Origin of the sequence: Thermosipho atlanticus DSM 15807, from assembly GCF_900129985.1 — a bacterium.
Lineage (GTDB): Bacteria > Thermotogota > Thermotogae > Thermotogales > Fervidobacteriaceae > Thermosipho_A > Thermosipho_A atlanticus.
In genome coordinates this window covers 220,618-234,136 of the sequence record NZ_FQXN01000002.1, presented here as the reverse complement: position 1 = coordinate 234,136, position 13,519 = coordinate 220,618, and the positions used below count along the sequence as shown (strand labels likewise).

General features: G+C 31.3%; 15 protein-coding genes. 1 reads left to right on the top strand and 14 read right to left on the bottom strand.

The features are described from left to right. Position 1 precedes the first annotated feature (1 nt). Complete coding sequence (gene xerA, locus BUB65_RS03455; protein ID WP_073072245.1) at positions 2–853, top strand: site-specific tyrosine recombinase/integron integrase; 852 nt, start codon at positions 2–4, stop codon at positions 851–853. Between the two features lie 53 nt (positions 854–906). Here xerA and eno read toward each other — a convergent pair whose 3' ends face one another. From eno to BUB65_RS03385, 14 genes are all read right to left on the bottom strand, one after another. Continuing rightward, positions 907–2,196 (bottom strand): phosphopyruvate hydratase, encoded by a 1,290-nt coding sequence (eno, locus tag BUB65_RS03450; protein WP_073072242.1) that lies wholly within the window; start codon positions 2,194–2,196, stop codon positions 907–909. Between the two features lie 136 nt (positions 2,197–2,332). Continuing rightward, on the bottom strand, positions 2,333–3,748 hold the full coding sequence (locus BUB65_RS03445) for a hypothetical protein (protein WP_073072239.1): 1,416 nt from the start codon (positions 3,746–3,748) through the stop codon (positions 2,333–2,335). Between the two features lie 59 nt (positions 3,749–3,807). Next, the gene (locus BUB65_RS03440) at positions 3,808–4,938 is read right to left on the bottom strand and encodes an S-layer homology domain-containing protein (RefSeq protein WP_073072237.1); all 1,131 of its coding nucleotides are present in this window, start codon (positions 4,936–4,938) and stop codon (positions 3,808–3,810) included. 101 nt (positions 4,939–5,039) lie between these two features. Beyond that, a complete protein-coding gene (tyrS, locus tag BUB65_RS03435; RefSeq protein WP_073072235.1) occupies positions 5,040–6,245 on the bottom strand; it encodes a tyrosine--tRNA ligase in 1,206 nt (401 codons plus the stop codon). A 20-nt stretch (positions 6,246–6,265) separates the two neighbouring features. Next, the gene (secG, locus tag BUB65_RS03430; RefSeq protein ID WP_073072503.1) at positions 6,266–6,496 is read right to left on the bottom strand and encodes a preprotein translocase subunit SecG; all 231 of its coding nucleotides are present in this window, start codon (positions 6,494–6,496) and stop codon (positions 6,266–6,268) included. 67 nt (positions 6,497–6,563) lie between these two features. Continuing rightward, the gene (locus tag BUB65_RS03425; RefSeq protein ID WP_073072233.1) at positions 6,564–8,354 is read right to left on the bottom strand and encodes a TIGR03960 family B12-binding radical SAM protein; all 1,791 of its coding nucleotides are present in this window, start codon (positions 8,352–8,354) and stop codon (positions 6,564–6,566) included. A gap of 11 nt (positions 8,355–8,365) precedes the next feature. After that, complete coding sequence (locus tag BUB65_RS03420) at positions 8,366–9,436, bottom strand: THUMP domain-containing class I SAM-dependent RNA methyltransferase (protein ID WP_073072231.1); 1,071 nt, start codon at positions 9,434–9,436, stop codon at positions 8,366–8,368. Beyond that, positions 9,433–9,750, bottom strand: coding sequence for a DUF190 domain-containing protein (locus BUB65_RS03415; protein ID WP_073072229.1), 318 nt, complete (start codon positions 9,748–9,750; stop codon positions 9,433–9,435). Before BUB65_RS03415 ends, BUB65_RS03420 begins: the two co-directional genes overlap by 4 nt. Continuing rightward, a complete protein-coding gene (locus BUB65_RS03410) occupies positions 9,747–10,124 on the bottom strand; it encodes a fluoride efflux transporter FluC (RefSeq protein WP_073072227.1) in 378 nt (125 codons plus the stop codon). Before BUB65_RS03410 ends, BUB65_RS03415 begins: the two co-directional genes overlap by 4 nt. Beyond that, complete coding sequence (rdgB, locus tag BUB65_RS03405) at positions 10,121–10,726, bottom strand: RdgB/HAM1 family non-canonical purine NTP pyrophosphatase (RefSeq protein WP_073072225.1); 606 nt, start codon at positions 10,724–10,726, stop codon at positions 10,121–10,123. Before rdgB ends, BUB65_RS03410 begins: the two co-directional genes overlap by 4 nt. A 9-nt stretch (positions 10,727–10,735) precedes the next feature. Continuing rightward, positions 10,736–11,194, bottom strand: coding sequence for a 23S rRNA (pseudouridine(1915)-N(3))-methyltransferase RlmH (locus BUB65_RS03400; RefSeq protein ID WP_073072223.1), 459 nt, complete (start codon positions 11,192–11,194; stop codon positions 10,736–10,738). A gap of 5 nt (positions 11,195–11,199) precedes the next feature. Beyond that, the gene (locus BUB65_RS03395; RefSeq protein ID WP_073072221.1) at positions 11,200–11,736 is read right to left on the bottom strand and encodes a DUF501 domain-containing protein; all 537 of its coding nucleotides are present in this window, start codon (positions 11,734–11,736) and stop codon (positions 11,200–11,202) included. Next, positions 11,709–12,509: a 50S ribosomal protein L11 methyltransferase gene (locus BUB65_RS03390; RefSeq protein ID WP_234946739.1), complete on the bottom strand. Its 801-nt coding sequence runs from the start codon at positions 12,507–12,509 to the stop codon at positions 11,709–11,711. The genes BUB65_RS03395 and BUB65_RS03390 overlap by 28 nt, the downstream gene beginning before the upstream one ends. 2 nt (positions 12,510–12,511) lie before the next feature. Beyond that, positions 12,512–13,330, bottom strand: coding sequence for a peptidoglycan DD-metalloendopeptidase family protein (locus BUB65_RS03385; RefSeq protein WP_073072219.1), 819 nt, complete (start codon positions 13,328–13,330; stop codon positions 12,512–12,514). Positions 13,331–13,519 lie beyond the last annotated feature (189 nt).

Genomic DNA, 13,519 nt, shown 5'->3' with positions numbered 1-13,519 from the left:
TATGGAAGAATTACTTGAAAATTTCAAAGACTATCTTGAACATGTTAGAAGACATTCTGATAACACTGTAAAAGCTTACCTTAAAGATGTTAAAAAACTTCTTTATTTCTTAAATAAAGATGTTAAAAGTATATCTAGAAAAGATGTAGAAGAGTTTTTAAAAGCCTTATCAAAAGGAAAGTTACTTGGTATTAGTCCAAGAGAAACAACAATTTCTAGATATATTTCCAGTCTTTCAACATTTTTTAATTATCTAGAATTATCAGGTACAATTTCATTTAATCCAATGGAAAGAATTAAACATCCAAGGATAAGAAGAAAAATCCCAGATTTTTTAACCGAAGAAGAAATTAAGAATTTAATTAATTCTTTCGATGAAGAAAATGAACTCAGACAAAGAACCGCTATTTCTCTTTTGTACTATGGAGGACTCCGTATAGGCGAATTGTGTAATTTAAGAGTTTCAGATATTTCATTTTTGCCACCTTTTTTAAGAGTAGAAATGGGAAAAGGTAGAAAAGACAGACTGGTACCTCTTCCTGAAAAAGTAATGCCTTTATTACATAAATATATCGATACATTCGAACCTAAAATATTTGTATTTGAAAATGGTAGAAAACATGTTCATCCTTCAACAGTTTTCAGATGGGTTAAAGAAGGAGTAAAAAGAGCAAATATAAAAAAGGATGTTCATCCTCATACTTTGAGACATTCATATGCAACACATTTAATAAGAAAAGGAGTAAGTGTAAAGATCGTACAAGAACTCCTTGGGCATACAAATCTAAGTACTACAAGCATTTATTTACATGTTGCTGATCAGGAAAAATTTGACGCAGTCAGAAAATTATAAAGGCCGTCTTAAAAGACGGCCTTTACTAGTTTACACCCTATTATTACATATTTTTATCTCTTTATCGAATAAAAAGCATCAAGTCCTTTATACTCTGCCGCATCTCCAAGTTCCTCTTCAATTCTTAATAGTTGATTGTATTTTGCTATCCTTTCACTTCTTGAAAGAGAACCAGTTTTGATCATTCCTGCATTTGTTGCAACTGCAAGATCAGCAATAAATGTATCTTCTGTTTCTCCTGATCTATGGGATATAACATTTGTCATATTATTTGTTTTGGCCATTTCTATTGTATTCAGTGTTTCAGTAACAGAACCTATTTGATTAAGTTTAATTAATATTGAATTTGTTGCTTTTAATTCTATACCCTTTTGGAGTCTCTTTACGTTTGTTACATACAGATCATCACCTATAATTTGTATCTTGCTACCAACTCTAGCATTGAATTTTGAATATGCGTCCCAATCTTCTTGGTCAAACGGATCCTCAATCGAGATTATTGGATACTTATCAATCAAAGATTCATAATACTCAATCAACTCATCGACGGTCTTGTCAACACCATCAATATGATATTTACCAGTTTCTTCATTATAAAACTCACTTGCTGCAACATCAAGAGCAATGTATATATCTTTACCAGGTTCATATCCTGCACTCTTTATAGCTTGAATTAAAATTTGAATAGCTTCTTCGTTATTTTTCAAATTTGGTGCAAAACCTCCTTCATCACCAACTGCAGTAACATGGCCTTGTTCTTTTAACAACTTTTTAAGCACATGAAAAGTCTCCGCGCCATATCTTAATGCTTCTTTAAAACTTGAAGCACCTGCAGGAACAATCATAAATTCTTGAATATCTAAACTGTTATCAGCATGTGCACCACCATTTATTACGTTCATAAATGGAACTGGCAACACTTTTGCATTAACTCCACCTAAATATTTATACAAAGGTAAATCTAAAGAAGCTGCTGCAGCTCTTGCTACTGCCATTGAAATACCTAAAATTGCATTAGCTCCGACGTTACTTTTATTTTCTGTACCATCAATTTCCAACATTGTAGCATCAAGAAGAACTTGATCATAAGCGTTAAGACCAATTAATTTTGGTGCGAGAATTTCATTAACATTTTTAACTGCCTTAAGTACTCCTTTACCAGAATATCTCGTTTTATCACCATCTCTTAATTCTAAAGCCTCAAATTTACCTGTAGAAGCACCCGATGGAACTATTGATCTACCTATGGAACCATCTTCTAACATAACTTCAACTTCAATAGTAGGATTTCCGCGGGAATCAAGAACTTCTCTAGCTCTAATATCAATTATTTCGTTATACATTTTCAAACACCTCCTATGTTCTTATATTCACACATTAATTATACTCTTTAAATGTTTCAAAAAATGAATAATAAGTTTACAAAAAAAAATAAAAACCCCGCCAACTGGCGGGGTTAAAAAATCTATCTTTAAGTTATTAGAAGCTTGTGCTCCATTCAAGTTTGAGGTACCATTGTGCATCGGTATCATTGATATCGATTACTCCATCGCCATCTTTGTCGTAAAGTGTTCCGTAGAATGCATTAAATGTTGTATTATCATCAATTACACAAGTAAGACCTGCGTTGTAACCAAATACTCCTCCAGCATATTTAGCAGCTGCAGTTAAAGTCAAAGCATCAAGTGGTACTACTTTGACACTAATATCTGCTACAACATTTGTTGCATCTGAAAGATCAGCCCAGTAAAGTCCTACAGAACCTGTAACCATATCAACTGTAACACCTGCAGTTAAATTAAGCTCGATTGCTGATGGTGCGCCAACTAAGTCAGCCCATTTTGCTGTTAATCCAAGATTAAACATGTCAGCTTCATAACCTGCATTTACACTTGCAGTGATTGCTGTAGCTGCTCCAAGAACATCAGCCCAAGAGAGCGATACTCCTGCAGTAAATGCGCTTGCAAAATCTGCACCAAGTGTTACTGGTACTGTAAAGTTTGATGGTGTTGTAAGATCAGCAATAACAAATCCTAAGCTTCCATTAACTGATACATTATCAGTTACACCATAATCAACTGCTGCTGTTACATCAAAAGCTTTTCCAGTTGGTGCATCGTCACCCTTGTAGGTAAGTAAATTAACATTTTCAAACCATTTGAAGTTTTGAGTAAGTGATACAATACCAAATGTACCATTAAATGCTTCGCTTAATCCGTATACTGGGCTTGCCGCACTTGCTACAACTGCTTCAAGAGCTACTGAACCAAAGTCAAATTCTAAGTTTTTATCTGCAGTAACACCAAATTCTAATGTACTTGTTGATGGATCAGTATCAGTATCATAAATTGCTGCTGCAAGGTTAACTCCTGCTATACTGTATTTGACACCTAAGAAATCATCAAACCATACATGACCTGTTGCATCTCCTGTATCGTAATCTACTTCACCTGAAACAAGATCCATAAACACAATTTCTAAACCGTCAACTACTTTTACATTAACATCAATGTTATCTTCCGCTATACCATCAAGCACTGGTGTATCTGGTACATAATCTCCATTAGTATCTGTTAAACCACCAAAGAATTTGTTGAATCCAACTGCACCTTCTGCATAAGTAAGACCAAAGTAATCATTTTCAAATGTTAAGGAGTTAAAACCCCATGTTCCAGCAATAAAATCAAACCAAAAACTTACTCCTGCTTCAGTACTGCCAGTTGGTGAAACACTAAGAGTAAATGAACTCAAACCACCATCAATATCTACACCTTTTTCATCTATACCCAATGAAAAGTAGGCAGAACCTGTCCAAGAAACCTGAGGAGTTGCTGAACCTGCATAAATAACACTAAAAACAAACAATGCTAAAACCGCAACTAACAACTTCTTCATACTAATACCTCCCTCTCAATTAATAAAGTTATATTAACCCTATATTATCATTAATCAAATTATGGATTCATTATACCATAAATTGCTACACCAAGTCCAGCTGCACCTAACAATAATGCGAATATGGATAAGACGTTATTTGTTTTTACTTTTCCGGCTAATTCATCAACTGTTGTTTTATCTGCTTTCGTTTCTAAATTAGCATTAATATTTTCTACATTCTTTTCAACATCTTCAACTTTCTTCCTTAACGCATATTCGACTTCTCCAAGTTTCATTGCCAATCCATTTAAGGTATCGGAATTAAATGTGGCCATTTCCTTTACAGTATTAAGGTTCTTGTTTACACTATTAATTTTTACCTTGATGTATTTCATAAGTTTAACTTCAAGATTCTTTATATTTGTTGAATTTTGATATACAAGATCTCTTAAAACGGGCAATCCATCATTTACTGTAGATTCAATGTTCAAAACTTTACCGGCTAATTCGCTTACTTTCTCATCTGCGTAAGCCTTTACATTTTCTTCTGAAAGATTAATTTTCTTATACAAAAATTCAATCTGACCATTGACATTTGCTAATGCATCATTAACTATTGTATCAACATCTTCTTTTGATGCTTTTGTTTTTAATTCTTCATAAATTGCCATAATATCTTTTTCGTGTGTTTCTAACAAACTATTCATTTTATCAATCTTTACATTTAATCCACCAAGTTCTTTTTTTAACTTACCAGATATATCATAAAGTGCTGTTATGTCGCCTTCATGAATATCAAGTGTAACTTTTAAATTTTCGACAATTGCTAACGCTTTTTCGATATCTCCAACTTTTGCTGCTAACTCATCAAGCATATCGGCGTTACCTTTTACAACTTTGTAAAGAGAACTAATTTGACCTTTATTTGCGTTAATGAGCTTCAATGAATTTAAATATCTGTTTTTAATTACCTCACCTAATTCAAGTTCAATCTTATTCATAAGCCTTGATAATAAAACAGCAACTTCATAACGAGTAACGTTTGTAGCACCCCTAAATGTCCCGTCAGGATAACCTTGAACTATACCTGCATTGACTAATGCCTCAATTGATTCATAAGCCCAGTGGTCTGTTGGTACGTCTTTTAATTGTGCAAAAGCGAATGCTGAAACCAAGATAGCAACAATAATAACAAAATATCTCTTCATAAAAAATACCTCCCTTCCTGATTTGTGTTCCCTTCAAATTCATCATACAATTGTATTATATCATTTTTTGTAAACTTATTTCAAGTATTTTTTAAAATTTCTTAACTTTTAACCTTGATTTTAAAAAATCTTCTCTTGCCAATCCTTAAAATATGTTCATTATCAATTATTACATTATCCTTAAAATTATTAATCCTGTTGTTATCAAAATAAACTCCACCTTGTACAATTGTTCTTTTTATTTCACTTCGACTTGAAAAAATATTTATTCTGTCAATTAAATCAACTATATTGTACTCTCCAGGGGATAATTCTACTTCAGGAATATTTTCTGGAAGTTCTTTTTTCCTAAATACTTTTACAAAATTCTCCTCAGCTTTTAAAGCTTCTTCTTCATTATAAAAGAAACTTACTATTTCGCGTGCTAATTTCATTTTAACATCTCTGGGATTAATTTTACCATCTTTTATCATTTTTTCATAATCTGTTATTTCATTTTCCGGAATATCTGTAAGTAGCCTCATATACTTTATTATAAGAGTATCAGGGATCGACATAATTTTACCATACATTTCGTTAGGTTCATCATTAAAAGCTATATAATTTCCATAACTTTTACTCATTTTAAGATTTCCATCAGTACCTTCAATTATGGGCATTGTAATAACTATTTGAGGTTTTTGGCCATATTCTTCTTGAATTTTTCTTCCAACAAGCAAGTTAAATAATTGATCTGTACCTCCTAATTCAACATCAGCTTCTATTGCTACAGAATCATATGCTTGAGCTAATGGATATAAAAACTCAGAAACACTTATTGGAATTCCTTCTTTCAACCTCTTTGAAAAATCATCTCGTTCTAACATCCGTGCTACAGTATACTTGGCTGATAAATTTATCACATCGGCAAATTTCATATTCCCTAACCATTCATCGTTGAATCTTATTTCTGTTTTTTCCTTATCCAAAATTTTAAATGCCTGTTCTGCGTATGTATGTGCATTTTGTTTTACTTCTGCTTCAGAAAGAATAGGTCTTGTAGAATTTCTACCTGAAGGATCTCCAATTCTTGCGGTAAAATCACCTATTATCAATATTATATGGTGTCCAAGATCTTGAAATTCTTTTAACTTTCTCAAAACAACAGCATGCCCCAAATGGAGATCAGGCCTTGAAGGATCCACACCTAATTTTATCCTCAAAGGCCTTTTTTCTTTCAACTTTTCCAACAACTCCTTTTCGGAAACAAAATCAACTACGTTTCTTTTTATTATTTCTATTTGTTTTTCAGGATCTAAGAAGCTCAAATACACCACCCCAAAATCATTTATCTAGAAATAAAAAATGCTGTTAAAATACTCGAAATGAAAAATAGTGCACCAAAAAGAACAGTTATTTTACCTTCTTTGTCAAGACCTTTCTCTCTACCAAATATTGTGTTCATAGCTCCTGAACCAAACGCACCACCTAATTCCGCAAACTTTCCCATTTGTTTTAGAGACAAAAAAATTAACACAATTGAGATAATTGTATGAATAATTAACATAACACTTGCCATTTCTACACCTCCACCAATTCTTTTTTCAAAAGGTATTATATCATAATTAATTTGTTGAAGCAAATAATCAAACTACTTTTTTCACCAAATTTCCCACTCTATAAATCTGACATACCCCGCAGTAGCTACAGGTATTCCACCTGCAATCTTTCGTTATTTCCTTATTTAAGTACTTTGTATACTCCTTCCACAAAAACGCTTTGGTGATTCCGGAATCTATATGTTCCCACGGAAAATCTGTATTTATATCGTATGGCCCTAAATATTCTTCAATTTCCACTTCAGATTCTTTAAAAGATTCAAGCCAATCTTCAAAACTGAAAAATTCAGTCCAATCATCGTAAAAAGATTTTTTGAATTTTCTAATAAGTACTTCAAAAATTTTCCTGTCTCCCCTAGAAATTACCCCTTCAATAAAACTCTTCTTACCATCACTTATATCAATTCTAGCAAATTTTCTATATGGTCTCAATAAATTATTTACATATTCTGTATACTCGTACGATTGAAGCCTTGCAAACTGAAACGCACTATGTGGTTTAGGAACGAGAAGATTGATAGATGCAGTTATCCTTTGAAATTTTAATCTTTTTATTTCTTTTAACAAAGTACCTATTTCTAGTATATCCTCCTCTTTTTCATTAGGAAATCCCACCATAAAATATAATTTTATTCTATTCCAACCAGCTTTCTTTGCATTAAAAGCACTATTGAAAATATCATCAAAACTGACGTTTTTGTTTATTTTATCTCTCATTTTTTGAGAACCCGCTTCTGGCGCTAAAGTAATTCCTGTTTTTCTGATAGAGGCAATTTTTGATGCCACCTCTACATTAAATGCATCTACTCTTGTTGAAGGAATGGAGATTGAAATTCTATATTTTTTAGAAAATGACAATAACTCATTTACTATTTCCTGTATCAAACTATGGTCCATCGCTGACAAAGAAAGAAGTGACATTTCTCCATATCCCGTCTTATTAATCATTTCAATTGCTGAACTTACTACGTTTTGTAAACTTCTTTCTCTTACAGGTCTATAAACATATCCGGCCTGGCAAAATCTACAACCTCTTGTACAGCCCCTACTTATTTCTATTATCGCTCTATCATGTGTGCTTTCTACATTTGGTAACACTTTATTTACTGGAACTATAGCTTCATCCAAATCGGAAATTATATTTCTTCGTATAATTTTCGGCACATTTGACACTGGAATTATTTTTCGACCAATTTGTTTGTAAAAGATTGGTACGTAAACTCCATTTAATTTGCTAACATATTCTAACCTATCGATTCTTTTCTCACCTTTTGACTCAATAAGAACTTCGATTAATTTTTTAAGATTTTTTTCTCCATCACCGATATAAATAATGTCAAAAGCTTGAGAAATTGGTTCAGGATTGTAAGTTACCGGACCACCACCTATCACCAAAGGATCATCTTCTGCTCGTTGTTCAGCACGAATTGGTATTTGTGAAAGCTGAAGAAGTTTTAAAACATTGGTAAATGACAATTCATATTCTAAAGATATTCCAATAGCATCTAAAAACTTTATTGGTGTTTTCGTTTCGAGAGTAAAAAGGGGAATGTTTTTTGTTTCCATTAATTCTATCATATCAACCCAAGGTAAATATACTCTTTCCGCGTAGACTTTCTCCATCGAATTTAAAAGATGATACAAAATTTCTAATCCGTAATGAGACATTCCAAGCTCATACAAATCGGGAAATGAAAGAGCAATTCTGAATTTACCTTTTGGATCTTTATAAATTGAATTATATTCATTTCCTATATACCTTGCAGGTTTTTTTACTTTTATACCTTCTTCGCTTATAAATTTCAATATTTCAGTCATAGATTCCTCCCTTAATAGAACATATAATACCAAACCCAAATTCCACTATTTTGAAATCTTATTTTTTTCCTAGCTTTTCTCCCAACTTTCTTCTCAAATTTATTATCAGGAGATAAAATATATACATTTGCCTTAGGGAATTTTTCCCATATGTCTTTCAATTCAACATTCGACTTTAATCTTTCTCCGTATGGTGGATTAGTGATAATATAAACTTTCCTATCTATAGGTTCAATATTATTAAAATCTCTTACTTGGAAATCCAAAAAAATTAAATTTAACTTCTTTGAATTTTCTTTCGCAACTTCTATGACTTTAGAATCAATATCAAAACCAATGATTTTTTGTTGATATTCTGTCAAATTGTATAAATTATTTAACTTGTTTCTTTCAGAAAGCCAATATTTATACAAAAACTCCCAATTCTCTGAAACAAACTTTCTATTTATTCCCGGAGGAATTTTCAAAGAATATAAAGCAGCTTCAATCAAAATTGTCCCACTTCCACAAAAAGGATCAATTAACGGAACAGTACCATCCCATCTTGAAAGAAGAAGCATAGCAGCAGCTATTGTTTCTCTTATCGGTGCTTTTGACGTTTTTAACCTATAACCCCTTTTACTTAGAGCTTTCCTGCCTGTTGTATCCAAAAGAACTAACAGAACATCGTTTTTCAAAATTAATCTAATAGGAAAAATGTTTTCTGATCTATAAATTTTTCTCTTAATTCTTTTCCATATCGCCGCAGTGGCCACTGATGTAATTGCACCTTTTGCCGAAAGTTTCGAATTCCTCACAGTTACATCGCTGATTAAAATTTTACCATCATCAATAAACTTATTCCAGTCTATCTCATAAATTACATCAAAAAGTTCATCAAAACTTTCAACTTTTTTCTCATTTAAAACAATGTAAACCCTTTCTGCTGTTCTAAGCCATAAATTTAGTTTTGGAATGTCTCTTATTGCTGCTTCAATAAACAATCTTCCTGAAGTAGATTCTATTATTTTATATCCCATTCTCCTTATTTCTAAAGCAGTTGCTGCTTCTAAACCTGCTGTACAAGTCAAAAGAATTTTCATCCTTTTTTCTCCATATAATAAGCATTAACTGGTATTTCTACTATTAAACCATCAAATTCAAGAGATTGTACCTTTTCAAGAAATTTTTCGATTTTTTCTCTTTCATCAACTACATCTATTATAATCGGAAGATCCTCTGAAAGAGTAAAAAAGTCACTTCTGTGAATATGTCGTTTCTTTCCAAATCCTATTATTCCTTTACAAACAGTTATACCACTCATTCCACTTTTATATGCAAGCTCAACAATGTATTCAGCTAACGGTTTTCCACCTTTTGTGTCTTTCTCCCCCATATATATTCTTAATAATTTCAATGTAGTCTCCCCCTTCCGAGAATCATCCCTAAATATGCAGCTAAAAAACCTAATACAATATTTGAAGCAAAATAAATAAAACCTCTTAATGGTACTTCTATATATAAAACCAAAGCTTCATACGTAAACGTTGAAAAAGTTGTAAATGCCCCCAATAAACCTGAACCAAAAAATAAAATAAAGTTTGAAGGTAATTCGTATCGTTCCTGTGATGTGAAAATAATAAAACTCAACAGGAAGGCTCCTACTACATTCACTAAAACAGTTCCCCATGGAACATAACTAAATGAAAAACTAGAATTAACAAATTTAGAAATATAATATCTCAATAGCGCTCCTAATGCTCCACCTAATGATAATAAAACAATCTTCACTTTCTGTCATCTCCTAGTTCCAATATGTCACCAATTTTTGTAATTATAGAAAATAACTTTTTAAATGCCCTACTTCTATGACTTATTTCATCTTTAACTTTTTGTCCTAACTCTCCAAAAGTTTCCTTATAACCTTCAGGAATAAATATTGGATCATAACCAAATCCCTTTTCACCTTTAACTTCATATGAAATTTCTCCTTCTATTACTCCTTCTACAGAAATTAAAAAACTCGTTTTTGGGTTGTAATAACTTGCCACACAAACAAATTTTGCAGATCTATCTTCTGCCATTTTCATTAATCTCAAAATTTCTATCATCCTTTCTTTATACGGTCTGTTTTCCATAAAACGTGCGCTTTTTACTCCTGGAAACCCTCCAAGATAATCAATAACTAAACCTGAATCATCCGCTACAACAGGTGTCCCAAGAATATTTCCATAATAATATGCTTTTTTTACAGAATTTTCTAAAAAAGTCTCACCATTTTCTTCTACAAAAATTTTTTTAGGAGATTTTTCAATTTCAATTTGAAAATCTTCTAAAATTCTTCTAATTTCCTCAACTTTATGATCATTTGAAGTTGCAACGAATATTTTCATATCTACCTCCTAATAATGATAATTTTCATTATTCATAATTTTAAAACCTCTAAATATTTGTTCAAGTAATATAATTAAAGCCAATTCATGTGTAAATGTTAGCTGCGACAAAGAAATTCTTTCTAATGCTCCGTTAACAATTTTTTCGTCAATTCCCAATGGACCACCAATTACAAAATGAATCTTTCCCTTTAATCTGTAATTTTCTAACATTTTCGAAAACTCAATACTATTTAACATCTTCCCATGTAAATCAATTAAAACATAATCATTTCCTTTTAGTTTTTTTAAGATTTCTTCTGCCTCTCTCTTTAAAACCACACTTTTTGGCAATTTATTTAAATCTCCACCTAATTTCACAAAATTGACTTTAATCTTTGAAAACCTTTTTATTTTGTCAACATAAAAATTATAAGAATCGAAAAGGTGTTTAGAAATCTTACCTGGAATAATTATCTCCAATTCCATATTTTTTACTCCTCCAAAAATTTTTTACAATACCTGTCATTACAAGTAGTTTTTTTTATTAACTTCACAACTTCTTCTCCTATGGGATTCTTTATACCTGAAAGATAATCTGCCGTATGTAAATGTAAACATTTTACCTTTGTCCAATCTCGGATTCCTCCAGTACCAACATTTAAAAGTTTTTCTTTCCACAATTCATATCGTTTTAACTCTTGCACTGTTTCAAAAAATTTTCTTCTTTTTTCTATTACTTCAATATGAGCCTCAAAAACTTTTTCTCTAAATTTTTCATCATTTTCAATTTTTTGCTCAAAATATTTTATAAAACCCTTTTCTTCAAGTCTGGAAATTTCTTTTAGTAAATAAGGGCAAGTTAAATAGTGGATTGTCGGAAAAGGTTTACCATTTTTAATTGGTAAACTTTCAATGACTACAGGAAAATTGTAAATACAAAAATAGGCAACTTTCCAAAAATTAGTTGCCTCTACTTCAAGTTGTTTATTAACAATTTTTCTTAAGGCTTTATCACTAAGGAATTCCATTCAGCTTTCCTCCGATGTTCTATTACATTCAAATTCTCAAAAAGATGGAGTTTCGAATCAATAATACCGGATAAAATTACTATTCCATCTTCTTTTAAATAATTTTTAATATCTTTTAGCGCTTCTATCAAAATTTCGGCTAAAATATTTGATACAATCAAATCAAATTTTCCGGTCACATTTCTTAATAAATTTGATTCTCTAATCTCGACATTTTCCACATTATTAAGTTTTACATTTTCTCTGGCAACTTCGACTGCAATTTTGTCATTATCAACTCCTAACACTTTAGAAGCACCCAATTTTTTAGCCAAAATACTCAATATTCCGCTCCCACATCCTAAATCTAACACTTCCATACCTGGTTTCAAATATTTTCTTAGCATTTCACCCGCCAGTTTTGTAGTAACATGAAGTCCTGTACCAAATGCAAGTCCAGGAACTATTCTTATAACATGTTCTGCATTTATGTTATCATGGTGATCTGGATCTACATATACTCCCTTAATATACTCAAAAGGTTTAGTAATAATGTTCTTGATCCAATCTTCTGAATTAGTTTTCCTTTGTTCTACAAACTCTTTGCTAAACGTTAATTTCTCTTCCAAATACTTCAACTCTTCCGGCTTATCGGAAACAAGAATTAAAAACTTTCCTTCATCATTTTCTAAAGAATAAAAATTACTAAATTCTAAATCATACAACTCTTCTGAAATTTTTTCAAAATCCTCTTCAATTCTATAAACTCTTTCATAAAAAATTCTTGAAGCCAAAATTATTCACCACCAAGGTAAACATTATCACTTTTCAAAACGTACATTCTATTATAAGACGGGAGAAAAACCATGGGATTTGTATGCTTGTTGCCAATTCTAACTTCAAAATGAAGATGTGGACCTGTACTCAACCCTGTTGAACCTACTCTCCCAATAAGTTCTCCTTTTGAAATTGTTTGACCTTTATATACCGACACTCTAGACATATGTCCATATATAATTTTATATTTACCATAATCAACAATAACTGCCAAACCATATCCGCCATATTCACCAGCAAACTCTACAACTCCATCACTTGCCGAAAATATTGGAGTTCCTTCAGGGGCAGCAATGTCTACTCCAGTATGAAAGGACCGTTTATGAAATATAGGATGTTCTCTCCAACCATACGTAGAAGTAATTCTACCAAAAACAGGCCATATAAAATTTTTATCATATACATTAAATGCAAGACCAATATCTTTTACAGGTACAAATAATTTTTGCCCAACAAAAATATAATCATTTTTTAAATCATTTGCCCTTTTTATTGCATCTATAGTAGTAAAAAATCTAAGAGAAATATCATACAACGTATCTCCCTGCTTAACCTCATAAATTATCCCCTCGGGTTGTGGAATCTTTATAACTTGACCAATTTTCAAATTATAAGGATCAACATTATTCCAATCAATCAAAATAGAAGGAGAAACAGAAAATTTTTTTGATAAGGTATATATTGTGTCTCCGGGTTGCAAATAATAGTTAATTATAAAAAAATTGCCTAAAACAATACAATTTACAAAAACTACTATAACAAATAAATATTTTTTCATCAAAACACTCCTTCAGAAATTTTAGCAACAATATTCTACCATATTAAAATTATAATATGCAAACATTTTTTATAAAAAGCCAAAAAAGTTCGAATATTCAGTAATAAAAACAATTAAACAAAATAAACCTCACTATAAAAAAAGATAAGCATCAATAAATGACGTTAAATCTCAGCAAATGATTTTGCG

Bases quoted from the DNA above. Each gene is read 5' to 3' on its own strand.
- rdgB (WP_073072225.1), bottom strand. From the start codon at position 10,726: ATGAAAATATTCGTTGCAACTTCAAATGATCATAAAGTTGAGGAAATT.
- eno (WP_073072242.1), bottom strand. From the start codon at position 2,196: ATGTATAACGAAATAATTGATATTAGAGCTAGAGAAGTTCTTGATTCC.
- secG (WP_073072503.1), bottom strand. From the start codon at position 6,496: ATGGCAAGTGTTATGTTAATTATTCATACAATTATCTCAATTGTGTTA.
- BUB65_RS03425 (WP_073072233.1), bottom strand. From the start codon at position 8,354: ATGACTGAAATATTGAAATTTATAAGCGAAGAAGGTATAAAAGTAAAA.
- BUB65_RS03385 (WP_073072219.1), bottom strand. From the start codon at position 13,330: ATGAAAAAATATTTATTTGTTATAGTAGTTTTTGTAAATTGTATTGTT.
- xerA (WP_073072245.1), top strand. From the start codon at position 2: ATGGAAGAATTACTTGAAAATTTCAAAGACTATCTTGAACATGTTAGA.
- BUB65_RS03440 (WP_073072237.1), bottom strand. From the start codon at position 4,938: ATGAAGAGATATTTTGTTATTATTGTTGCTATCTTGGTTTCAGCATTC.
- BUB65_RS03445 (WP_073072239.1), bottom strand. From the start codon at position 3,748: ATGAAGAAGTTGTTAGTTGCGGTTTTAGCATTGTTTGTTTTTAGTGTT.
- BUB65_RS03400 (WP_073072223.1), bottom strand. From the start codon at position 11,194: ATGGAATTGGAGATAATTATTCCAGGTAAGATTTCTAAACACCTTTTC.
- BUB65_RS03420 (WP_073072231.1), bottom strand. From the start codon at position 9,436: ATGAAAATTCTTTTGACTTGTACAGCAGGTTTAGAAGCAGCAACTGCT.
- BUB65_RS03395 (WP_073072221.1), bottom strand. From the start codon at position 11,736: ATGGAATTCCTTAGTGATAAAGCCTTAAGAAAAATTGTTAATAAACAA.